The organism is Microbacterium sp. SORGH_AS_1204 (assembly GCF_030818935.1).
GTDB lineage: Bacteria > Actinomycetota > Actinomycetes > Actinomycetales > Microbacteriaceae > Microbacterium.
Genome location: NZ_JAUTBD010000001.1, coordinates 1,881,872 through 1,903,953, shown reverse-complemented (window position 1 = coordinate 1,903,953; position 22,082 = coordinate 1,881,872). Strand labels below are relative to the sequence as shown.

Annotated in this window: 21 protein-coding genes; 15 read left to right on the top strand and 6 right to left on the bottom strand. The window is 71.1% G+C overall.

What is annotated here, in order from left to right; all coding sequences use genetic code 11:
• Window positions 1-5 precede the first annotated feature (5 nt).
• Genes murA through QE410_RS08710 form a run of 4 tightly spaced genes read left to right on the top strand, consistent with a single transcriptional unit; the run spans window position 6 to window position 4,242 of the window.
• Complete coding sequence (gene murA / locus QE410_RS08725) at window positions 6-1,379, top strand: UDP-N-acetylglucosamine 1-carboxyvinyltransferase (protein WP_154922103.1); 1,374 nt, start codon at window positions 6-8, stop codon at window positions 1,377-1,379.
• Complete coding sequence (locus QE410_RS08720; protein WP_373459331.1) at window positions 1,376-2,125, top strand: lysophospholipid acyltransferase family protein; 750 nt, start codon at window positions 1,376-1,378, stop codon at window positions 2,123-2,125. Before murA ends, QE410_RS08720 begins: the two co-directional genes overlap by 4 nt.
• The gene (locus QE410_RS08715) at window positions 2,115-3,257 is read left to right on the top strand and encodes an NAD(P)H-dependent glycerol-3-phosphate dehydrogenase (RefSeq protein ID WP_307330591.1); all 1,143 of its coding nucleotides are present in this window, start codon (window positions 2,115-2,117) and stop codon (window positions 3,255-3,257) included. Before QE410_RS08720 ends, QE410_RS08715 begins: the two co-directional genes overlap by 11 nt.
• Window positions 3,157-4,242: a D-alanine--D-alanine ligase family protein gene (locus tag QE410_RS08710; RefSeq protein ID WP_307330588.1), complete on the top strand. Its 1,086-nt coding sequence runs from the start codon at window positions 3,157-3,159 to the stop codon at window positions 4,240-4,242. The genes QE410_RS08715 and QE410_RS08710 overlap by 101 nt, the downstream gene beginning before the upstream one ends.
• Before the next feature lie 707 nt (window positions 4,243-4,949).
• On the opposite strand, the gene QE410_RS08705 is transcribed toward QE410_RS08710, so the two are convergent.
• The gene (locus QE410_RS08705) at window positions 4,950-5,447 is read right to left on the bottom strand and encodes a DUF3515 family protein (protein ID WP_307330585.1); all 498 of its coding nucleotides are present in this window, start codon (window positions 5,445-5,447) and stop codon (window positions 4,950-4,952) included.
• Between the two features lie 25 nt (window positions 5,448-5,472).
• Here QE410_RS08705 and thiL point away from each other — a divergent pair, with 25 nt between their 5' ends.
• Window positions 5,473-6,477, top strand: coding sequence for a thiamine-phosphate kinase (gene thiL, locus QE410_RS08700; protein ID WP_307330582.1), 1,005 nt, complete (start codon window positions 5,473-5,475; stop codon window positions 6,475-6,477).
• A 52-nt stretch (window positions 6,478-6,529) separates the two neighbouring features.
• Here the strand turns inward: thiL and rsmD are convergent, their stop codons facing one another.
• Complete coding sequence (gene rsmD, locus QE410_RS08695; protein ID WP_307330580.1) at window positions 6,530-7,102, bottom strand: 16S rRNA (guanine(966)-N(2))-methyltransferase RsmD; 573 nt, start codon at window positions 7,100-7,102, stop codon at window positions 6,530-6,532.
• Between the two features lie 158 nt (window positions 7,103-7,260).
• Here rsmD and QE410_RS08690 point away from each other — a divergent pair, with 158 nt between their 5' ends.
• The 6 genes from QE410_RS08690 (at window position 7,261) to mutM (ending at window position 12,964) form a co-directional block, all read left to right on the top strand.
• Window positions 7,261-9,444, top strand: coding sequence for an ATP-dependent DNA helicase RecG (locus tag QE410_RS08690; protein ID WP_307330578.1), 2,184 nt, complete (start codon window positions 7,261-7,263; stop codon window positions 9,442-9,444).
• Between the two features lie 304 nt (window positions 9,445-9,748).
• A complete protein-coding gene (coaD, locus tag QE410_RS08685; protein WP_307330576.1) occupies window positions 9,749-10,246 on the top strand; it encodes a pantetheine-phosphate adenylyltransferase in 498 nt (165 codons plus the stop codon).
• Window positions 10,247-10,671: 425 nt separating this feature from the next.
• A complete protein-coding gene (locus tag QE410_RS08680) occupies window positions 10,672-11,166 on the top strand; it encodes a DUF177 domain-containing protein (RefSeq protein WP_307334421.1) in 495 nt (164 codons plus the stop codon).
• 2 nt (window positions 11,167-11,168) lie between these two features.
• The gene (gene rpmF / locus QE410_RS08675; protein ID WP_013586329.1) at window positions 11,169-11,378 is read left to right on the top strand and encodes a 50S ribosomal protein L32; all 210 of its coding nucleotides are present in this window, start codon (window positions 11,169-11,171) and stop codon (window positions 11,376-11,378) included.
• A gap of 10 nt (window positions 11,379-11,388) precedes the next feature.
• Window positions 11,389-12,081: a ribonuclease III gene (rnc, locus tag QE410_RS08670; RefSeq protein ID WP_307330566.1), complete on the top strand. Its 693-nt coding sequence runs from the start codon at window positions 11,389-11,391 to the stop codon at window positions 12,079-12,081.
• Entirely contained in the window at window positions 12,074-12,964 is an 891-nt protein-coding gene (mutM, locus tag QE410_RS08665) for a bifunctional DNA-formamidopyrimidine glycosylase/DNA-(apurinic or apyrimidinic site) lyase (RefSeq protein ID WP_307330565.1), read from the top strand. Before rnc ends, mutM begins: the two co-directional genes overlap by 8 nt.
• Before the next feature lie 58 nt (window positions 12,965-13,022).
• On the opposite strand, the gene QE410_RS08660 is transcribed toward mutM, so the two are convergent.
• Together QE410_RS08660 and QE410_RS08655 are read right to left on the bottom strand one after the other, a co-directional pair.
• Window positions 13,023-14,105, bottom strand: a complete 1,083-nt coding sequence (locus QE410_RS08660; protein WP_307330557.1) for a GNAT family N-acetyltransferase — start codon at window positions 14,103-14,105, stop codon at window positions 13,023-13,025.
• A 79-nt stretch (window positions 14,106-14,184) separates the two neighbouring features.
• Window positions 14,185-14,472, bottom strand: a complete 288-nt coding sequence (locus QE410_RS08655; RefSeq protein WP_307330555.1) for a hypothetical protein — start codon at window positions 14,470-14,472, stop codon at window positions 14,185-14,187.
• A 438-nt stretch (window positions 14,473-14,910) separates the two neighbouring features.
• On the opposite strand from QE410_RS08655, the gene smc reads away from it, so the two are divergent.
• The 4 genes from smc (at window position 14,911) to QE410_RS08635 (ending at window position 20,303) form a co-directional block, all read left to right on the top strand.
• The gene (gene smc / locus QE410_RS08650; RefSeq protein WP_307330549.1) at window positions 14,911-18,423 is read left to right on the top strand and encodes a chromosome segregation protein SMC; all 3,513 of its coding nucleotides are present in this window, start codon (window positions 14,911-14,913) and stop codon (window positions 18,421-18,423) included.
• A 4-nt stretch (window positions 18,424-18,427) separates the two neighbouring features.
• Window positions 18,428-19,300 carry a signal recognition particle-docking protein FtsY gene (gene ftsY, locus QE410_RS08645; protein ID WP_307330547.1) on the top strand — a complete coding sequence of 291 codons (873 nt, stop codon included), beginning with the start codon at window positions 18,428-18,430 and terminating at the stop codon, window positions 19,298-19,300.
• Between the two features lie 69 nt (window positions 19,301-19,369).
• The gene (locus QE410_RS08640; RefSeq protein WP_307330546.1) at window positions 19,370-19,870 is read left to right on the top strand and encodes a DUF2004 domain-containing protein; all 501 of its coding nucleotides are present in this window, start codon (window positions 19,370-19,372) and stop codon (window positions 19,868-19,870) included.
• Window positions 19,871-19,874: 4 nt separating this feature from the next.
• A complete protein-coding gene (locus tag QE410_RS08635; protein ID WP_307330542.1) occupies window positions 19,875-20,303 on the top strand; it encodes an MSMEG_6728 family protein in 429 nt (142 codons plus the stop codon).
• A gap of 107 nt (window positions 20,304-20,410) precedes the next feature.
• Here the strand turns inward: QE410_RS08635 and lipA are convergent, their stop codons facing one another.
• A complete protein-coding gene (gene lipA, locus QE410_RS08630) occupies window positions 20,411-21,445 on the bottom strand; it encodes a lipoyl synthase (RefSeq protein ID WP_307330540.1) in 1,035 nt (344 codons plus the stop codon).
• Window positions 21,442-22,080: a lipoyl(octanoyl) transferase LipB gene (gene lipB / locus QE410_RS08625; protein WP_307330538.1), complete on the bottom strand. Its 639-nt coding sequence runs from the start codon at window positions 22,078-22,080 to the stop codon at window positions 21,442-21,444. Before lipB ends, lipA begins: the two co-directional genes overlap by 4 nt.
• Window positions 22,081-22,082: the final 2 nt, after the last annotated feature.

The following is a 22,082-nucleotide window of genomic DNA, read 5'->3' as shown; positions in this document are numbered from 1 at the left end:
CCCCTATGAGCACACTCGTCACCGATTCCGGAGACCACACCCCCGGGCAGCCGGACTGGGAGGCGGCAGAGACCCTCACGATCCGTGGAGGGCGTCCGCTGCGTGGCACGGTCGAGGTCAAGGGGGCCAAGAACCTCGTCACCAAGGCGATGGTGGCGGCCCTCCTCGGCGACACCACGAGTACGCTGCGCGACGTGCCGATGATCAGCGACGTCAAGGTCGTGCGGTCGCTCCTCGAAGTGCACGGCGTCACCGTCACCGAGGGCGACGAAGAGGGCACGCTGCACCTCGACCCCTCGGGCGCGGTCGCCGCGCACTTCGAGGAGATCGACGCGCACGCCGGCGCCTCGCGCATCCCGATCCTGTTCTGCGGTCCGCTGCTGCACCTGCTCGGCGAGGCGCTCATCCCCGACCTGGGTGGATGCCGCATCGGCGACCGGCCGATCAACTTCCACATGGACGCACTCCGCGCCTTCGGCGCCGTCGTCGACAAGAGCTACGAGGGCATCCGCATCACCGCCCCCAACGGCCTGCACGGGGCGAACATCACGCTGCCGTACCCGAGTGTCGGGGCGACCGAGCAGGTGCTGCTCACCGCCGTGCGCGCCAAGGGCGTGACGGAGCTGCGCAACGCCGCGATCGAGCCCGAGATCATGGACCTCATCGCGGTGCTGCAGAAGATGGGCGCGATCATCTCGTACGAGCCCAACCGCGTGATCTTCATCGAGGGCGTCGAGCGTCTCGACGGCTATGACCACCGGGCGATCTTCGACCGCAACGAGGCCGCCTCCTGGGCGTGCGCGGCGCTGGCGACCGACGGCGAGATCTTCGCCAAGGGCGCCCGCCAGCAGGACATGCTGACCTTCCTCAACGTCTTCCGCAAGGCCGGCGGGTGGTTCGACGTCCGTGAGGACGGCATCCTGTTCCGCCGTGGCGACGCGCTCAAGCCCGTCATGGTCGAGACCGACGTGCACCCCGGCTTCATGACCGACTGGCAGCAGCCGCTCATCGTCGCGCTCACCCAGGCGGCGGGCACATCGGTGGTGCACGAGACGGTGTACGAGAACCGCCTCGGGTTCACCGAGGCCCTCAACAAGATGGGCGCCGACATCGTCGTGCACCCCAAGGGCCTCGCCAGCGCCGACCGACGTGTTCCGCGCCGCGACCTCGAGCAGGCCGCCGTCATCAACGGTCCGACGCCGTTGCACGCAGCCGACGTCGAGGTTCCCGACCTGCGCGGCGGGTACAGCTACGTCATCGCCGCCCTCGCCGCGAAGGGCGAATCGACGGTGCGCAACATCGGGATCATCCGTCGCGGCTACGAGAAGTTCCTCGAGAAGCTCACGGCCCTCGACGCCGACTTCGACGTCGCCGAGTGACCGCGGTGAGCGCGACGCCCGAGACGAGTCGCCCGAGCGTCTTCTGGCCGCTCGCGGCGATCATCCTGCCCGCGGTGGGGCTGTTCGCCCGTATCGAGGTGCGCGGCGCCGAGAACCTGCCGCGCGAGGGCGCGTACGTGCTCGCACCCAACCACAACTCCGAGTTCGACCCCCTCGTCGTGGCCGTGGCCGTGTGGCGCCTCGGCCGCGCGCCGCGGTTCATGGCGAAAGAGAGCCTGTTCCGCGTCCCCGTTCTGGGCGCGGCGTTGAAGGCGACGGGGATGGTGCCGGTTCCCCGCGCGTCGTCGGGGGCGAGCCAGTCGATGAAGGCGGCCGAGCAGATCGCCCGCGACGGCCGCGGCGTCATCGTCTACGCCGAGGGCACCCTCACCCGCGACCCCGACCTCTGGCCGATGCGCGGCAAGACCGGCGCCGTGCGTCTCGCGCTGGCCGGCGATCTGCCGCTCATTCCGATGGCGCAATGGGGCGTTCAGGAGATCCTTCCCCGGTACGGCAAGCTCAAGTTCCCGCGGCGGTCTCACGTCGTCGTGGAGTTCGGACCCGCGATGGACCTCTCCTCGTACGCGGGCACGCCGCCGCAGCCGTCGGCGCTCGTCGCAGCGACCGACGCGATGATGAACCGGGTCGCGGCGATGCTGTCCGGCATCCGGGGCCTTCCCGCACCGGCGGAGCGCTGGGATCCGACCAAGCACGGCCAGAACGAGACGGGGCGCCTTGAGCCGTAAGAACGCCCTCCCCGCGGTGGGGCCGAAGGTCGCCGTCGTCGGCGCCGGCAGCTGGGGCACGACGTTCGGTAAGATCCTCGCCGACGGCGGGGCTTCGGTCGTCATGTGGGCACGGCGACCCGAGCTGGCGGCCGAGATCACCGAGTCCAAGCGCAACAGTCGGTACCTCTCGGGCATCAACCTTCCCCGCACCATGACCGCGACCACCGACCTCGCCGAGGCGCTGAACGGCGCCGAGCAGATCTACCTGTCGGTGCCGAGTCAATCGCTGCGCGAGAACCTCGCCGCGATCAGGCCGTTCGTCGAACACACCGACGTGCCGATCGTCTCGCTCATGAAGGGCGTCGAGAAGTCCACCGGGCTGCGCATGAGCCAGGTCATCGAACAGGTGCTGCAGTGCGATCCGGCGCGGATCGCCGTGGCATCCGGCCCCAACCTCGCCCTCGAGATCGCGCGCGAGCAGCCGACCGCGGCCGTCATCAGCTCGCTCAGCCCCGAGACGGCCGAGGCCGTCGCGCGTCGCGCCCGCAACACGTACTTCCGCTCGTTCGTGAACACCGACGTGATCGGCACCGAGTTCGGCGGGGTGCTGAAGAACCTCATCGCGGTCGCCATCGGCATCGTCGACGGCGTCGGCTACGGCGAGAACACCAAAGCGTCGATCATCACGCGCGGTCTGGTCGAGATGACCGACTTCGCCGTCGCGCAGGGCGCGCAGCCCGAGACCCTGCAGGGGCTCGCGGGCTTGGGCGACCTGATCGCCACGTGCCAGTCGCCGCTCAGCCGCAACAACACCGCCGGGCGGCTGCTCGGTCAGGGGTACGGCTACAAAGAGGTCGTGACCCAGATGCAGCAGACCGCCGAGGGCCTGGCATCCGTGGCCCCCGTGCTCCAGCTCGCGAAGCAGGTCGGCGTCGACATGCCCATCGTGCAGCAGGTGAAGATGGTGCTCGACGGGACGATGGACCCGCGCGACATCGCACCGCACCTGACGACAGACGACGACCAGCCGCAGGGCGAGAGGACGCAGAATGACCAATCCGGTGGTGGTGGTGCTCTTCGGCGGGCGCTCCAGCGAGCACTCGATCAGTTCCGCCACGGCGGGCGGGGTGCTGCGGGCGATCGACCGTGACCGCTTCCGGGTGATCCCGGTCGGTATCACCCGCGACGGGGCGTTCGTGCTCGAAGACGACGATCCCGATAAGTTCGCCCTACGTCCCGAGGCCCTGCCCGAGGTGGTCGACAACGGCACGCGCGTGCGGCTGCCCGACTCGACGCTGTCGCGCGAGTGGACCGTGACCGACGCCGAGGGCACCCGCTCGCTCGGCGAGGTCGACGTCGTGCTGCCGATCCTGCACGGACGCTTCGGTGAGGACGGCACCGTGCAGGGGCTGCTCGAACTGCTCGGCATCCCGTACGCCGGCGGCGGCGTGCTCATGTCGGCCATCGGCATGAACAAGAACGTCACGAAGCAGGTGCTGCGTTCGGCGAACGTGCCGGTCGTGCCGTGGGTGGCCGTCACGCGAGCCGACCTCGCACGCGATCGGGCACTGTGGGAGCGCCGCATGCGCGCCCTCGACCTGCCCGTGTTCGTCAAGCCCAACGAGGCGGGCTCCAGCGTCGGCGTGACCAAGGTGTCGGCCTGGGACGACCTGGATGCCGCCCTCGACACCGCCTTCGCCGAAGACGGTCTCGTGCTCGTCGAGCAGGCGATCGTCGGCCGTGAGCTGGAGTGCGGCGTGCTGCCCGGACGCGACGGGGGACCGGTGCGGGTCTCGGTGGCGGGCGAGATCGTCGTCACGGGCCGGGAGTTCTACGACTTCGAGGCGAAGTACCTCGATGCGCCGGGCGTCGACCTCGTGTGCCCCGCTGAGCTGGGCGACGGAGAGCTGGCCGAGATGCAGCGGATCGCCGCGAAGGCGTTCGAGGCGATCGGCGGGCAGGGTCTCGCGCGCGTGGACTTCTTCTACACGGGCACCGAGTTCTACGTGAACGAGGTCAACACGATGCCCGGCTTCACGCCGATCTCGATGTTCCCGACGTGCTGGATCGCGTCGGGGCTGAGCTACCCCGACCTGATCAGCGACCTTCTCGACGCGGCGCTCGCGAAGGCCTGAGTCCCGCACGGGCGGCGGGCGGTTCTGCCCCCTGCCGTGGCTCGGCGGGTCTGCCCCCTGCCGTGGTCGGCGGGTCTGCCCCTGCCGTGCCCGGCGGGTCCGCCCCCTGCCGTGCCCGGCGGGTCTGCCCGGCTGTGCGTGCGGCCGGGCCGTGCACAACGGCGGCGTTCGTGGATGACGCGCCGTGTGTCGTGTCGGTGGGACGGCGTGTCGTCGAGAACCCCTGCAGTTGTGCCCGCCGAGCGCCGGACAACCCCGGGTGCCGGGTCCCCGGTGGCGGGTCCCCGGGCCGTGCACAACGGCGGCGTTCGTGCGCGACACGCCGTGTGTCGTGTCGGTGAGACGGCGTGTCGTCGAGAACCTCCGCAGTTGTGCCCGCCGGGCCCCCGACAACCCCCGGGCGGCTGGTCCCCGGGCCGTGCACAACGGCGGCGTTCGTGGACGACGCGCCGTGTGCCGTGTCGGTGAGACGGCGTGTCGTCGAGAACCTCTGCAGTTGTGCCCGCCGGGCGCCGGACAACCCCGGGCGGCAGGTCCTCGGGCGGCGGCTCCCCGACCGGCGGGTCCCCGGGCCGTGCACAACCGCGGCGTTCGTGGGCGACACGCCGTGCGCCGGGCCCGGACGACGGCGTGTCGTACATGACCTCCGCAGTTGTGCTCGCTCCGGGGGCGCAGAAACCGTCGTGCCCCCCGCGACGATTCGATGCCTACGGGGTCGGGGCGGCCGTCGCGTCGGACAACGCCGTGCAGGCCGAACCCGTCGGCTGCAGATAGTCGCGGATGAGAGGGCCCAGGGCCTGCGCGACGTCGCCGCTGCTGGCGACATCGAAGTCGAGGTAGACCTGCAGGGCGGGAGTGCGTCCGAACGTCGTCAGCGTGTACCGGTTGTCGGCGGCCTGCGACTCGTCGACGAGCCAGTCGACGCCGTCGAACGTGCGGCACGGCAGGGTAGACGGCGCGGGCGGCTCGAGTCCGCACGTCATCAGAATGGATGCCGGGTCGCCCCAGGCCCCCGTCGCCTGCGCGTCGGTCCACCGGCGCTGCTGCCCCGAGATGGTCTTCGGCAGCTTCGCGATGACCGAGGCGCAGGCCGGGTCATTGGCGAGCTTCGCCGGTTCCATTGCGACCGTCGTGCTGCATGCCGCGAGCCCCGGAAGCAGAACGAGGGCGGCCAGAAGCGCGAGGGGGCGGGAGGAGCGGGGCACCCGTCCAGGCTAATAGCGTGGTGGGGTGACCGACGCTGAGCCCAGCCGTGAGACCACCGTGGGGGAGCTGTCCGAGGGGCAGATCCTGCGTGGCATCCTCGACCGCCTCCCGCCCTCCACCGCCCCCGTCGGCCCGGGCGACGACGCCGCCGTGCTGTCGGTGCCCGACGGGCGGGTCGTCGCCACGACGGACACGCTCGTGCACGGTCCCGACTTCCGGCTGGCATGGTCGGCGCCGTTCGATCTCGGCTTCAAAGCCGCGGCGGTCAACCTCGCCGATGTCGCGGCGATGGGCGCCCGCCCGATCGCACTGCTCGTGGCGTTGGCGATGCCCGACGCGACGCCGGTGTCGTTCGTGCGCGGCTTCGCCGACGGCCTGGCCGCGGCCTGCGCCGAGCTCGCGCCCGACTGCGCGGTGGAGGGCGGCGATCTCACGGTCTCCGACACGTTGACGATCGCGGTGACCGCCCTCGGCAGTCTCGACGGTCGCGCCCCCGTGCGCCGGTCCGGCGCACGCGTCGGCGACGGCGTGTACATCATCGGCGAACTGGGCGAGGCGGCCCGCGGGCTCGACGTGCTCTTCGAGCGCTTCACGGATGCCGACGGTTCCCCCGTCGCGCTGACCGCCGAGGCGCGCGATGCGCTCGCCCCCGCCGAGGCCAAGGCGCTGTCGCGTCAGCTCACTCCGCGCCCGCCGCTGGCCGAGGCGCTGCGGGCCGCGGCATCCGGTGCCACCGCCATGATGGACGTCTCGGACGGACTCGCACTCGATGCCACCCGCCTGGCGGACGCGTCGGGGGTCACGATCGCGTTCGATTCGGCGACCCTGGGTGACGACCCCGCGGGGGCGCTCGGCGGGGGAGAGGATCACGGCTTCCTCGTCGCCTTCGCCCCGGATGCCGAACCTCTCGGCCGGCGCATCGGCACCGTCGTGGCGCGGGGCGCCGATGCCGTCACCGTCGACGGGTGGGCGTGGACGGGCCGTGCGGGCTGGGATCCGTACCGCGACTGGGACGCCGGTCGGGGCTAATCGACCTCGGGAGGGCGCAGAGCCGGAAGGGCCGGCCTGCCGAACGCCCGGCTCACGAGCGTGTCGCGACCGGGCGGCCCCACCACATCGTCGTGTCGCCGTAGGCGCGATCGCGTTCGGCTTCGAGCCCGGCCGCCGCCCAGTCGGGAGCGGCGGAGCGCTTCGCCCGCTCGACGATCACGGTGGCATCCGGGCTCAGACGCGGTGCGAGAGCGACGAGCGCCTTCGTCAGGTCGTGATCGGCGATGTCGTAGGGCGGGTCGAGGAACACCAGGTCCCATTCGGCGGTGGATGCCGACAGGTACGTCGTGACGTTCGCGCGATGCACCCGCGCGGCGGCGCTGACGCCCGCGGCGCGCACGCGTTCGGCGTTCTTGCGGATGAGTGACGCGGCGGGGGCCGAGAGTTCGACCAGGTCGGCCGAGGCGGCGCCGCGACTCAGGCTCTCGAGCCCGAGAGCGCCTGAGCCGGCGAAGAGGTCGGCCACCCGCGCGTCGTCGATCACGCCCGCCGACTCGAGCGCGCCGAACAGCGACTCTCGCACGCGGTCGCTCGTGGGGCGTGTGCCCCTCGGGGGGACGTCGAGCACGGTGCCGCCCGCGCGGCCGGAGATGATGCGCGTCACCGTCTCAGCCTAGGGTCGCCGATGCCGAGCGGTGTGGATGCCGTCGGCTCGGTGGCCGTGGGGCCGGACGGCGTCATGCGACCGAGCGCTTCGCGAACGCCGACCGTGCAGCGAAGGTCGAAGCGGCGATGTCGGAGGCCCTGCCTAGACTCGTGGGCATGCCTGGTCTCTCGCTCGCCTCCCGGCTCGACGGCGCCGTGGGCGGCAAGACGGCATCGGCGTTCGACCGCGCGTTCGGGGTCAAGACGGTGGGCGAGCTGCTCGAGCACTATCCGCGGCGCTACGCCCGACGCGGTGAGCTCACGCCCATCGCGTCGCTCCCGCTGGGCGAACCCGTCACCATCGTCGCCGAGGTGGTCAGTGCGACCGAGCGGCGCATGCAGAACCGGCGCGGATCGCTCCTCGAGGTCGTCATCAGCGACGGCGACGGCCGCATGTCGCTGACCTTCTTCAACCAGCCGTGGCGCCTGAAAGACCTCACACCCGGCCGGCGCGGCATCTTCTCGGGCAAGGTGGGCGAGTACCGGCGTCAGACGCAGCTCGCCAACCCCGATTACGAGTTGTTCGACGACATCGAAGAGGCGCGCGTCGAGGCGGAGGTGACGGCGAGACGACCCATCCCGATCTATCCCGCGACCAGTTCCGTGCCGAGCACGCTCGTGCAGAAGACGATCGCGCTCGTGCTCGACACCCTCGGCGAGGTCGACGATCCGTTGCCCGACGATCTGCGGGCCCGGCGCGGGCTGTTGCCGGCCCGCGCGGCGCTCGAGCAGATCCACCGCCCCGAGAACGACGACGACATCCCGCCGGCGGTCGCGACGCTGCGCATGCAAGAGGCGTTCGTGCTGCAGACGGCGCTGCTGCAGCAGCGACAGTTCGTCCGTGCGCTGTCGGCGACGAAGCGGCCTGCGGCGCCGGGTGGGCTCCTCGAGCGCTTCGACGCCATCCTGCCGTTCGACCTGACCCCCGATCAGCAGACCGTCGGCGCACAGCTGGCCGCCGATCTCGTCGGCGACTGGCCCATGAGCCGTCTCGTGCAGGGCGAGGTCGGCTCGGGCAAGACACTGGTCGCGCTGCGGGCCATGCTGCAGGTGGCGGAGTCGGGCGGGCAGTCCGCCCTCATCGCCCCGACCGAGGTGCTCGCGGGGCAGCACCTGCGTTCCATCGCCCGCATGCTCGGCCCCGACCTCGCGCCCGAACTCATGCCCACGCTGCTGACGGGGCAGATGCCGGCCGCCGAGCGACGTCGCGCCGCCCTGCGTGTGGCATCCGGGCAGGCGCGGATCGTCGTCGGCACGCACGCGCTCCTGAGCGCCACCACCACCTTCGCCGACCTCGGGTTCGTCGTCGTCGACGAACAACACCGCTTCGGCGTCGACCAGCGCGAGGCGCTGCGCTCGAAAGGCGATTCCCCGCACACGCTGGTGCTGACGGCCACGCCCATTCCGCGCACGGTGGCAATGACGGTGTTCGGCGACCTCGACGTCTCCACCATCCGCACCATGCCGGCCGGGCGTGCCGGCATCCAGTCGTTCGTCGCCCCGCTCGCCGAGAAGCCGGGCTGGTTCGCCCGGGTCTGGGACCGAGTGGCCGAAGAGGTCGCGCAGGGCCGCCAGGCGTTCGTCGTCTGCGCCGCGATCGATTCAGACCAGCTCGCGGCCGACGAGAAGACCGACGAGCCCGCCGACGCGCCGGCCGGTTCGGCCCCGGCGGGTGAGAGCAATCGCACGCGCTGGGGCGTGGTGCAGGTTGCGGCGCTGTTGTCGCGGTTGCCGGCCTTCGACGGCATCCGGGTGCAGATCCTGCACGGCAAGATGCCCTCCGACGAGAAGGATGCCGTGATGCAGGCCTTCGCCCGCGGTGACATCGACGTGCTCGTCGCGACGACGGTCATCGAGGTCGGTGTCGACGTGCCGAACGCCTCGACGATGGTCATCCTCGAGGCCGACCGGTTCGGAGTGTCGCAACTGCACCAGCTGCGCGGTCGCGTCGGACGCGGCGGCCTGCCGGGACTCTGCCTGCTGGTCACCGAGGCGTCGTCGGGCACGTCGTCGCGATCGCGCGTCGAAGCGGTGGCCGCCACGCTCGATGGCTTCGCCCTCGCCGAGATCGACGTGGAACTGCGCGGCGAGGGGGATGTGCTGGGCGGGGCACAATCCGGCGCGCGCTCATCGCTGCGCCTGCTGCGCGTGGTGACCGACGCCGACCTCATCACCGAGGCGCGCGCCGAGGGGGAGCGTCTGCTCGCCGACGATCCGGCGCTGGTGCGGCATCCGGGGCTCGCGGCCGCGCTGGAGCGCCGGGTCGGCGTCGAAGAACGCGCCGCGCTGGCGAAGTCGTGAGGGCTCGTCGCCGCGGAGGGCGCGCATGTCGTCTCGCGGCGGCGTACCGGTGGTGTGGTGCCGCAGGTGGAGCGGATGGGCGCGTGTCGGGGCCGCCGTAGCGCGCGGATGGGTGCGTGTCGGGGCCGCCGTAGCGCGCGGATGGTGTGGTGAGGAGCATCGCAGGCCGGCGGAGGAGCGCACGTCCTGTCGCTGCCCCGAGCGGATGGCATCCTGAGCGAGGCTCGCGCGCAACGCCGCGCGCCGCGCTGTGGATGCCGTGAACGCGGGGCCCTGCGACGGGCCGCGTCGCTAGGCTGGCGGCATGGATCCCCGGATCGCCGTCGTGCCCGGCTCGTTCGACCCGCCCACGCTCGGTCACCTCGACGTCATCCGTCGGGCCGCCGGACTGTTCGATCAGTTGCATGTGCTCGTCGTGCACAATCCCGGCAAAGAAGCGTTGCTGCCCATCGCCGAGCGACAGCGATTGCTCGAGCAGTCCATCGCCGAGGCCGGTGTCGAGGGAGACGTGATCGTCGCCGCGTGGAGCATGGGCCTGCTCGTCGACTATGCCACCGACGTGGGTGCCAAAGTTCTCGTGAAGGGCATCCGCTCGCAGGTCGACGTCGCCTACGAGACGCCGATGGCGATCGTGAACCGCGACCTCGCGCACGTCGAGACGGTGTTCCTGCTGCCCGACCCCTCGCACGCCCTGGTGTCGAGCTCACTCGTACGACAGGTGGCGGGACTCGGCGGCGACGTCTCGCCGTACGTCCCCCCGGCAGTGGCGCGTTTCCTCGACACGGGCGCCCGCGGCATCTGACGCGCACGCACCTCGGATGCCGGCCCGCCGCGCGGTCCTCGCATCCACCGGCCCGCTTCCAAGAGGAGGCTATGTCGCGCGCGGCTCGCCCTGTTCTCGGCACCCTCCGGCGTCGCCCTGGCCGGGTTCGGGGCGGAATCGGCCGTTCGGGGCAGGAATTCCATGCCCCGAGCGGCGAAACCCGCCCCAATCCCGGGAACGCGCACGACTCCGCCCCGAACCTCGAACGCGCCCCCACGTGTGCCCCCGCCACCTCTCCGCATCGGCGCAGGCGCTCCGCGCCACTTCACCCCGCACCGGCGGAGGCGCCGTGCGCCGCCCGGCCCCCGTCCAGGGGCGCGCGGGTAGCATGGACGACCGTGAGAACCCGTCGACCCGGCCCCTTCCAGCTGCCCGTGCGCGACATCGAGCGCAAGCCCGGTGAGATGCGCGAGCACAGCCTCGAGATCCCCGCACCCGAGAAATGGGGCGAGGGATTGGTCTCCGTTCCCGAGGCCGAGCCGCTCGACCTCGAGGTGCGGTTGGAGTCGGTGCACGAGGGCATCCTCGTCTCCGGCACCGTCGACACGACGGCCACGGGCGTGTGCGGACGCTGCCTCATCGACATCGAAGAGCCTGTCGAAGTCGAGTTCCAGGAACTTTTCGCGTATCCTGGGGACGAAGCGAGTGACTTCGACGTTCAAGACGACCACGTGGATCTTGAAAATCTGGTCCGGGATGCCATTGTCCTGTCGCTTCCGTTCCAGCCGGTGTGTCAGCCGGACTGCCCCGGGCTCGACCCGAACACGGGCGAGAGGCTGACGGAAAGCCCCGGCGACACGGAGCAGACGCCTGTCGACAGCCGATGGGCAGCGCTCCAGCAGTACACCCCAGACGACGGCGATGCGCACCGCGCCGCCCCCAAGACAGAGAAGAGCTAGTCATGGCAGGTAACCCCCCGAAGCGGAAGGTCTCCCGCTCCAACACCCGCTCGCGTCGCGCGCAGTGGAAGGCCGAAGCCCCCGCGCTGGTCAAGACCATCGAGAATGGCAAGGTCGTCTACAGCCGCCCCCACCAGGCGAAGGTCGTCACCGACTCGCAGGGCACCGAGCTCTTCCTCGAGTACAAGGGCCGCAAGGTCGCCGACGTCTGATCGGCGATTCGTGACGCCTAAGAACGTCGAGCGCGGAGCGCTCACTGAGAAGCTCGGGGTCGAGATCGACCCCGAGCTTCTTTCTCTTGCCCTGACGCACCGCTCCTTCGCCTACGAGAACGGCGGCATCCCCCACAACGAGCGCCTTGAATTCCTCGGCGACTCGGTGCTGGGGCAGGCCGTCACGGTCCGCCTGTACACCCGGCATCCTGAGCTCGAAGAGGGCAGCCTCGCCAAGCGCCGCGCCAGCGTCGTGTCGACCGTGGCGCTGGCCGAAGTGGCGCGACGGATCAGTCTCGGTGCCCACGTGCGACTCGGCCGCGGGGAGTTACTGACGGGTGGACGTGACAAGGACTCCATCCTGGCCGACACGATGGAGGCGCTCATCGGAGCGGCCTACCTCTCGGCGGGTCCCGACGCGGCGACGGCCATGGTTCTGCGTCTGGTGGAGCCGCTGCTCGCCGACCCCGAACGGTACGGGGCCGCGATGGATCCGAAGACGAGCCTGCAAGAGATCGCCGCGCGGCTGGGACTCGTCGCCCCCGTCTACAGCGTCGAAGCGACGGGCCCCGACCACGACCGCCGGTTCACCGCCACGGTCACCGTGGGCGACCTCGCGACCACCGGTAACGGCTCCAGCAAGAAGCAGGCCGAGATGGCTGCGGCCCTCGCGGCGTGGCGCGAGCTCGACGCGCGTGCCTGAGCTTCCCGAGGTCGAGGTCGTCCGTGCCGGCCTCGAACCCGCGGTCAGCGGTGCGCTGATCACCTCGGTCGACGTGCGCGACGAACGCGCGCTCACACGCCACACCGGGGGAGCGGCCCACTTCGAGGCGGAGCTCACGGGGCGGCGCATCACCGCGGCCGCGCGGCGGGGCAAGTTCTTGTGGATGCCGGTGGCCGACGACGAAGCCATCGTCACGCACCTGGGGATGAGCGGGCAGATGCTGCTGCGTGTGCCGGGCGCTCCCGCGGAACGTCACGAGCGCATCCGCATCGAGCTGGAGCACCCCGACCACGGCTCGTTGTCGGTGGTGTTCGCCGACCAGCGGACGTTCGGCTCGCTCGCGATCGACGAGCTCGTCGACACGCCAGACGGGGCGGCGGGCGGACGCGGCTCCGACCTCGCCCGCGTGCCCACGCAGGTCGCGCACATCGGCCGCGACCCGCTCGACCCGGCCTTCAGTGCGAAACGGTTCCGGGCGCGACTGGCCCGGACGTCCTCGGGCATCAAGCGGGTGCTGCTCGATCAGACCGCCGCGAGCGGTATCGGCAACATCTACGCCGACGAGGCGCTGTGGGCGGCGCGCATCCACCCCGAGACGCCGGCATCCGCCCTTTCGACCCGCGCCGTCAACCGCCTGCTCGGCGAGGTGCAGGCCGTGCTCGAGAAGGCGCTGGCCGAGGGTGGCACGAGCTTCGACGCGCAGTACGTCAACGTCAACGGGCAGGCCGGGTACTTCGCGCACTCGCTGAACGCCTACGGTCGCACCGGGCAACCGTGCCCGCGCTGCGGGCGGCCGATCGTGCGCGTGTCGTTCATGAACCGCTCGAGCCACTTCTGCCCGCACTGCCAGCGAGTCCGCTGACCGGGGCGGGCTGCCGGCATCCCGTGTCTCGATAATGCTGGATGCCGGGAGCCCGCGATCAGGCCAGCACCTTCTTCCACACCCCCTCGTACGACGTCGCCGCGAAGCCGATCCGTTCGTTGATCGACAGCATCGGGCGGTTCTCCTCGGCGTTGTAGGTGATCACGCGCGGCGAGTGGGGCGCGACGTCGTGCCAGGCGAGCAGGCCGGCGCATTTCACCAGCATGCCGAGGCGGTGGCCGCGGTGCGCCGCGACGACCAGGGTGTCCTCCTGGCTGGTGGCCGCGGTCCGGTCCTTGCCGATGACGAGCTCGTTGAACGCCGCGAGTTCGCCGGTGTCGACGTGCTGCGCCGCGGTGACGAGCATGTGGCGGCCGGCGTCGAGATATCCGGCCTCGTAACGCCGGAGGCGCGCGGCATCCCAGATCTCCTCGTCGAACTCGAGGTCGGCCGAGGGGGCGTCGGTGACCATGCGTGCCTTCATCGCCGCGAAGCCGTCGACGAACTCGTCGGGAGTCGGCAGGGTCCACTGCACCACGCGATAGCCGACCGCCGCCTCTTCCGCTTCGGCGAGAAGCTCCTCCAGGCGCGGGCGTGCGTCGGCGAGCGAAAGGGCGCTGACGCGCACGATCTGCTCGAGCGAACAGCCGGATGCAAGGAAGAACCTCGCCGCGTGGTCACGCGGGATGGATCCGAAGCCCGTGGGGGCCTCGAGTCGGGGGCCGTCGGCGGCGGGGTGCTCGGCCCACGACTGCAGGATCGTGCGCCCCTCCGCTCGTGCGACGCGTTCGATCTCGGCGAAGGCGGCGCGACCGATGCCGAGACCCCAGGCGGAGCGGCGGAGTTCGACGAGCCAGTTGCCGGTGCGGGCGCCGTCCTCCTGGGGGAGGTCGAGACCCGCGCGGCCGACGACCTCGCCGTCGCGGACGGCGATCCACGCGAAGCGCTTCGTCTCGGGCTGCGGCTGATACAGGGGCAGCAGTTCGTCGGCCGGCATGGATGCGTCGTCGTGGCCGGAGACTTCGGCATAGACGAGATTGCGCACGCGCACCATCTCGCGGAAGTCCGCGGCGTCGGGGGCGTCGATGGATGCCGGGATGTGCAGGGGGCGCAGCTCGATGCCGGCCGGAAGATCGGTCATGAGGGGACTTTCGTGTCCGGGGGGGGGGGGGGGGGAGAGAGAAGGCGGTGGGGGCGACACGATGGTCGCCCCCACCGTTTCAGAAGGGGAGTCGGCTGAAGGCGGCCGTGCTCTGCCAGGCGCGTTCGCGCTGCTCGCGCTCGGCGAAGGCATCGCGTGCGCGGTGGGCGGCGACGGCCTGATGGTCGAGCGCCCGCGCGCGGTCGGCATGGCGCGTGAGCAGCCACAGGCCGAGGCGCAGCGACAGTCGGTCGAGCAGGCCCAGCGGGCGGTAGGCGGTGGTGTCGAACGTGACGGTCGACGGGGTGGACGGGGACGTGGGCGCGGCCGCGGTGTGCTGCGGCGCGCGCGCGAACAGGGCGTTCATGCGGAGGCTCCGAGGAAGAGGTGTGTCATGCGCGCGAGGGCGCTGAAGAGGATCCCGAGGATCGAGAGGAGCGCGTCAGAGCGACGTGCTCACGGGGGGCGGAGACGCCTGAGGCGTCTCGACGCGACGGATCAGCCCAGACGGGAGGGCATGCCGACGGCGGTGGTCACTCCGGTGACGGGTGCGGACAGCGCGGGAGCGGCGGTGAAGCCGATGGCGGTGAAGCCGATGGTGCTGCGAATCATGGAAGTGACCTCCTTTCGACGTCGGTTGCGACCCCTGACGCTAGCGGAGGTCCGCGGCATCCGTCAAGCGATTTCCCAGAGAGGGCGGACTTCCGGGCGTGGCGGACGGTGAACTCCGGCCCGCCGCCGCGGATTTCCGGGGCTTCTCGGCTACCGTGAGGCGAGAATTCGACCGGGCGGGAAGGCGGGTGACATGCACCTGAAGAGCGTGACGCTCAAAGGCTTCAAGTCCTTCGCCCAGTCGACGACCTTCGCGCTCGAACCCGGCGTGACCTGCATCGTCGGGCCGAACGGCTCGGGCAAGTCCAACGTGGTCGACGCGCTCGCCTGGGTGATGGGGGAGCAGGGCGCCAAGACGCTGCGCGGCGGGAAGATGGAAGACGTCATCTTCGCCGGCACGTCGACTCGCGGCCCCCTCGGCCGCGCGGAGGTGCAGCTGACCATCGACAACGGCGACGGGGCGCTGCCCATCGATTACAGCGAGGTCACGATCAGCCGGACGCTGTTCCGCACCGGCGCCAGCGAGTACGCCATCAACGGGCAGACGTGTCGGTTGCTCGATGTGCAGGAGCTGCTCAGCGATTCCGGCCTCGGGCGCGAGATGCACGTCATCATCGGTCAAGGCCGTCTCGACACGGTGCTGCAGGCCACCGCGGAGGATCGCCGGGGGTTCATCGAGGAGGCCGCCGGCATCCTGAAGCACCGGCGACGCAAAGAGAAGACCGTCCGCAAGCTCGAGGCGATGGAGACCAACCTCACCCGGCTGAGCGATCTGGCGGGCGAGCTGCGGCGACAGCTCAAGCCCCTCGGCAAGCAGGCCGAGATCGCGCGGGAGGCGGCCACCATCGCCGCCGTGGTGCGCGATGCCAAGGCTCGGCTGTACGCCGACGACCTCGTGCGGCTGCGGACGCAGCTCGCCGACGCCGCCCGGGCCGAGAGCGAGCGGCACACGGAGCGTCTCGGGCTGCAGGAACAGGCCGACGGACTCCGCCAGCGCGTCGAGAGGCTCGAGAACGACCAGCGTTCCGAGGCGGTCGATCGCGCGCGCAGCGTGGCCTTCTCGCTCGAGCAGGTGCAGGAGCGGCTGCGCGGTCTCTACACCCTGGCGGGTCAGCGCCTGACGCTGCTCGCCGACGACGACGCCGACCCCGCGGGCTTCGCCCCCACCGTGTCGCAGACCGCGATCGACGACGTCCGCGCCGAGATCGACGACATCGCGCAGGGGCTCGGCGATGCCCAGGATGCCGCGGCCGAAGCCGCACGCGCCGTCGCACGCGCCCGGGCCGATCTCGACGCCCTCGACGTCGACATCGCTGCACAGAGCGCGCTCGTCAGCGAGCACGACATGAAGATCCAGGCCCTGCGGGGGACGGCGGATGCCGCGACGTCGGCGCTGAACGCGGTCCGCGCCGGCGTCGAGCGACAGCAACGGGCTCTCGACGCCGCTCTACAGCGTCGTGTCGAGGCCGAGCGGGCCCGCGCCGAGCTCGACCCCGACGTCGAGCCGGAGGCGTCCACCGCCGAACACGCCGCTGCGTACGAGCGGGCGCAACGCGACGCGAACGACGTCGAGGCCGCCGTCGCGGGCCTTCGCGAACGCCTGCACGCCGCCGAACGCGAGCGCGACGCCCTCACCGCGCAGACGACGGCCCTGGGGCGCGCACTCGACCTGCGCAACGCCGCCGCCGACCTGAGCGCGGCGGGAGGCACGGGGGTGCGCGGGCTGGTGGGCGACGACGTCAAGGTCGCTCCCGGGTACGAGGCAGCCATCGCCGCCGCCCTCGGCTCGCTCGCGGAAGGACTGCTGGTCGACGACGCCGACGCCGCGTTCCGCGCTGCGCTCGACGCGACCGAGGGGGATCTCGGTGTGGTCGAGATCGTCATCGCCCACGGCGAGGCCGATGAGGCGGCCCCCACGGTGGCCGGCGCGGTGCCGGCCCTCGACGTGGTCACCGCGCCCGCCGGGGTGCGTGGCATCCTGTCGCGTACGGTGATCGTCGACGACCTCGACGCCGTCCGGTTGCTGCAGCCGTCGCTCGCGCGCGATGTGACCGTGGTCACCCGCACGGGTGAGGTCGTGACCTCGCGCACGGTGAAGGCGGGCTCCGGGTCGGGCCGATCGCGGCTGGAGCTCGCGGCCGAGCGGGATGCCGCCGCGGAACGGCTCGCCGAGATCGTCGTCGTCGCGGACTCGCTGCGCGAGGCCCTCTCCGACGAACAGCGCGCGCTGACCGATGCGCGCCACCGCACGAAACAAGCGCTGTCGACGCTCCGTGAGCACGATGCCGCGTTGGCCGCGCACGCCGAGAAGGTCAACCGCGTGACGGTACGCCACGAGGCCGCCGTCGCCGAGTGCGATCGCCTCGCCGCCGCTCTCGCGCAGACCGAGGCGGCGGTCGCCGAAGCCGAGGACGCAGCCCGCCGCGCCGACGAGGCCCTGTCGCGCGCCCGGGAGGCGCCTCGCCCGCTGCTCGACGCGTCCGCCCGCGAGGGGATGGCCGCTGAGGTCGACGCCGCCCGCGAGGCGGAGATACGTGCGCGGCTCGACATCGAGACGCTGAAAGAACGCGTGCGCGCGGGCGAAGCGCGCATCGTCCAGCTGGAGCAGCAGCGCGAGCGCGAGCGCGCCGCCGCGGCGGAGGCGGCCCGACGCGCGGTTCTGCGCCGCGCGCAGCGAGAAATCGCCTCGGAGGTGGCGGGTCAGCTGCCCGCCCTCCTGGACTCGGTGGACCGATCGGTCAGCCAGGCGCGCGTCGAACTCGCGGCCGCGGAGTCGGCGCGCACCGCGATCACCGAAGAGCTCGCCCGTGCTCGCGCCGATGAGGCCCGCGTCCGCGAGCGTCTCGCGCGCCTGACCGAGAGCGTCCACGGTCTCGAGCTGCAGATGCACGAGAAGAAGCTCCACGTCACGAGCCTGCTGGAGCGCGTGCAGTCCGAGCTCGCGCTCGACGAGGCCGTGCTGATCGCGGAGTACGGTCCCGACCAGCTCGTGCCGAACGACGCGGAGGGCGATCCCTTCGACCGTGCCGCCCAGAAGCGTCGGCTTCAGGATGCCGAGCGCAAGCTGTCGCAGCTGGGCCGGGTCAACCCGCTCGCGCTCGAGGAGTTCGCCGCGCTCGAGCAGCGCCACGCCTTCCTCACCGAACAGCTGGCCGACCTGCAGCAGACCCGCGCCGACCTGCAGACGATCATCGCCGACCTCGACGAGCGGATGCAGACCATCTTCGTCGCCGCGTTCGAGGACACCCGGGCCGCCTTTACCGACATCTTCCCGATCCTCTTCCCGGGGGGCTCCGGCAGCATCTCGCTCACCGACCCCGACAACCCGTTGACCACCGGGATCGAGGTGTCGGTGCGACCCGTGGGGAAGAAGATCGAGCGCCTCTCCCTGCTCTCGGGCGGCGAGCGCTCGTTGGCCGCCGTCGCCTTCCTGACCTCGATCTTCACCGCGCGTCCGAGCCCCTTCTATATCCTCGACGAGGTCGAGGCGGCCCTCGACGACGCCAATCTCGGGCGGCTGCTCGGGGTGTTCGAGAAGCTCCGGGCGAGCAGTCAGCTCATCGTCATCACGCACCAGAAGCGCACGATGGAGATCGCCGACGCCCTCTACGGCGTGTCCATGCGGCAGGACGGGGTGTCCGCCGTCGTGGGACAGCGCGTCGGCGACCGGGCGGCGAGCCGGGCCGAAGCCGCGCCCGTAAGCTGAAGCAATGGCTGAGAACTCCTGGTCGCTGGGCCGCGCGCTGCGCGGGTTGTTCGTCAAGCCCACGATCGACGAGACGACGTGGGACGACCTCGAAACGGCGCTGCTGACCGCCGATTTCGGCCCCGACGTCACCGAGCGCCTCATCGACGAGCTGCGCGAGAAGGTCGAGCGCTACCGCACCACCGACCCGCGCGACCTGCAGCGGATGCTCCGCGAGACCCTCGAGGAGCACTTCGCGAAGTTCGACACGACCCTGCGCCTCACCGAGCGTCCGGCCGTGGTGCTCGTGGTCGGCGTCAACGGCGTGGGCAAGACGACGACGATCGGCAAGTTCGCGAAGTTCTTGCAGCGCTATGGGCGCACGGTCGTCGTGGGCGCCGCCGACACCTTCCGCGCCGCGGCCGTCGACCAGCTCGCAACGTGGGCCGAGCGCGGGGGAGCGACGATCGTCCGCCCCCAGCACGAGGGGCAGGACCCGGCATCCGTCGCGTTCCAGACCGTCGCCCACGCCAAAGAGACAGGCACCGAGATCGTGCTCGTCGACACCGCCGGGCGCCTGCACACCAAGGGCGGGCTCATGGACGAGCTCGGCAAGATCAAGCGCGTGATCGAGAAGCAGTCGCCGATCGCCGAGGTGCTTCTCGTGCTCGATGCCACGACCGGTCAGAACGGCCTGATGCAGGCGCAGGCGTTCCTCGACAGCGCCGGCGTGACCGGCCTCGTGCTGACCAAGCTCGACGGATCGGCGAAGGGCGGCTTCGTCCTGGCGGTGCAGGAGCTCACCGGCATCCCCGTCAAGCTCCTCGGGCAGGGCGAGGGCATCGGCGACCTCACCGGCTTCACCCCGCACGTGTTCGCGGCTTCGCTCGTCGACTGACGCATACCGCACGCGGCGGGTCGGGCGGGTCGTCTTCCCGAAGCCGGGGCGGACTGCTTACATGGACTCATGGCCATCGAGCACGACTTCTTCGGACTCCTCGAGTCGGGCCCCGACGGGTCGATCTTCTGGAGTGAGAACGTGGAGTTCGGCGACCAGAGCGTCACCGTCGATCTGACCGCGCCCGATCAAGACGACGTGTCTGCCGAGGCGCTCGACGTCGCGGCATCCATGGTGTCGTCGCTCGAGGCCATCGATCTCGCCGCCCGCAACGCCATGGTGAACGAGCTCGACTCCCGCACGAGCGAGGTGACCGAGTACATCCTGCAGCAGCAGGCGACGCTCGGCGACGAGCTCGACGATCTGCTCACCGACGTCTCGGGCGACACGCACATCGACGTCATCAAGGCCCTGCAGCTGATGAGCATGACCATCCTCGCCGATGAGCACGGGGGAGCCGACCCCTTCGCGGTGCTCGAGTACGCGCTCGACCCCGACGCGACCGACGACGTGCTGCTGGTCAATCTCGCGTCCGACGGCCGCGTGCAGTCGGTCACCAGCGCCGACTGAACCCGTGCAGACCTTTCTGCCCTACCCCTCGTTCGTCGACTCCGCGCGGGCGCTCGACGCGAAGCGGCTGGGCAAACAGCGCGTCGAGACGTTCCAGCTGCTGCGGGCTCTCACCGTTCCGGGTCACGGCTGGCGCAACCACCCGGCGGCGAAGATGTGGGCCGGGTACCTGCCGGGTCTGGTCTCCTACGGTCTCGTGATGACCGACGAGTGGATCGCGCAGGGGCGCAGCGACACCGTCCGCGAGAAGATCCGCGTCTTCGCACCCGACGTCGACGGGGTCGCTCAGCACGAGCTCGATCTGCCGCCCTGGCTCGGCGACGAGGCGTTCCATCGGGCGCACCGGTCCAACCTCATCCGCAAGGACGCGGAGTTCTACGTGCCGCGGTTCGGCGACGTGCCCGACGACCTGCCCTACATCTGGCCGGTCTGAGCCCGGCGCCGTCTGACGCGATACCGAGGCGCCGTGCGAGCTCCGGCGAGAGAGGGATGCCGCGGCGCACCGGCCGCGATCACGGCCGGCCCGCGGCCGGTGCGGCGTCACACGGCCTGCGCGAAACCGGCGTCGGCGTTCGCGATGTCCTTCGCGAGGTGCCCGAGGTGCGGCGGGATCTCGCGGCCCTTCGACACCATCGACTGCGCCCACAGGCGCCCCGCCCGGTACGACGAACGCACGAGGGGACCGGCCAGCACACCGAGGAAGCCGATGCGCTCGGCCTCTTCCTTGAACTCCACGAATTCCGCCGGCTTCACCCAGCGCTGCACCGGCAGGTGACGCGGAGTCGGGCGGAGGTATTGCGTGATCGTGATGATGTCGGTGCCGGCTTCGTGCAGGTCTTCGAGGGCCTGCACGACCTCCTCGGGCTCTTCGCCCATACCGAGGATGAGGTTCGACTTCGTGATGAGGCCGGCATCGCGCGCGGCGCTGAGCACCCCGAGCGAACGGTCGTAGCGGAAGGCGGGGCGGATGCGCTTGAAGATGCGCGGCACCGTCTCGACGTTGTGGGCGAACACCTCGGGCCGCGACGAGAAGACTTCTTCGAGGTGAGCGGGGTTGCCCGAGAAGTCGGTCGCGAGGATCTCGACCCCCGTACCGGGATTTTCGGCGTGGATGCGGCGGACGGTCTCGGCGTGCAGCCACGCGCCCTCATCGGGCAGGTCGTCGCGGGCGACGCCGGTCACGGTGGCGTACCGCAGCTGCATGCGCGTGACGCTCTCGGCGACGCGGCGCGGCTCGTCGCGGTCGTAGTCGGCGGGCTTGCCGGTGTCGATCTGGCAGAAGTCGCACCGGCGCGTGCACTGCGAACCGCCGATGAGGAAGGTCGCCTCGCGGTCCTCCCAGCACTCGAAGATGTTCGGGCAGCCGGCCTCCTGGCACACGGTGTGCAGGTCCTCGCCCTTCACGAGCTTCTGCAGCGCCGTGTACTCCGGGCCCATCTTGGCCTTGGTTTTGATCCACTCGGGCTTGCGCTCGATGGGGGTTTCGGCGTTGCGCACCTCGAGGCGCAGGAGCTTCCGCCCGTTCGGAGCGGTGGATGCCGGGGCCCCGGCGTTGCCGGTCCCGCAGGCGCTCACGCCGCCACCGCCGCGTACTCGGCGCGGAAGACGCGCTCGATGGCCGGGACGAGGTCGGCGGGGGAGACATCGGCGCCGACCACCTCGCTGACGGTCGTGACTCCGGCATCCGTGATCCCGCAGGGGACGATGCGCCGGAATGCGGCGAGACTGTTGTCGCAGTTGACCGCGAAGCCGTGCATGGTGACGCCCTTCTCGACGCGCACGCCGATGGCCGCGACCTTGTCGACGCCGAGCGGACGCTTCACCCAGACGCCACTGCGGCCGTCGACGCGGAAGCCGTCGACGCCGTGCTCGCGGAGGCCGTCGATGAGCAGCGCCTCCAGCCGGCGCACGTGCGCGACCACGTCGATCGGTTCGGGCAGGCGCACGATCGGGTAGCCGACGAGCTGGCCCGGGCCGTGCCAGGTGATCTTGCCCCCGCGGTCGACGTCGATGACGGGTGTGCCGTCGTCGGGACGCTCGTGCGCCTGTGTGCGTTTGCCCGCCGTGTAGACGGCCTCGTGTTCGAGCAGCAGCAGGGTGTCGGGGCGTTCGTCGGCGACCACCTCGGAATGGATGCGACGCTGGTGGGCCCACCCGTCGAGGTAGGGCACGTACAGCGGGGCGAGCCCCGCGAGGTGGATGTCGATCATCG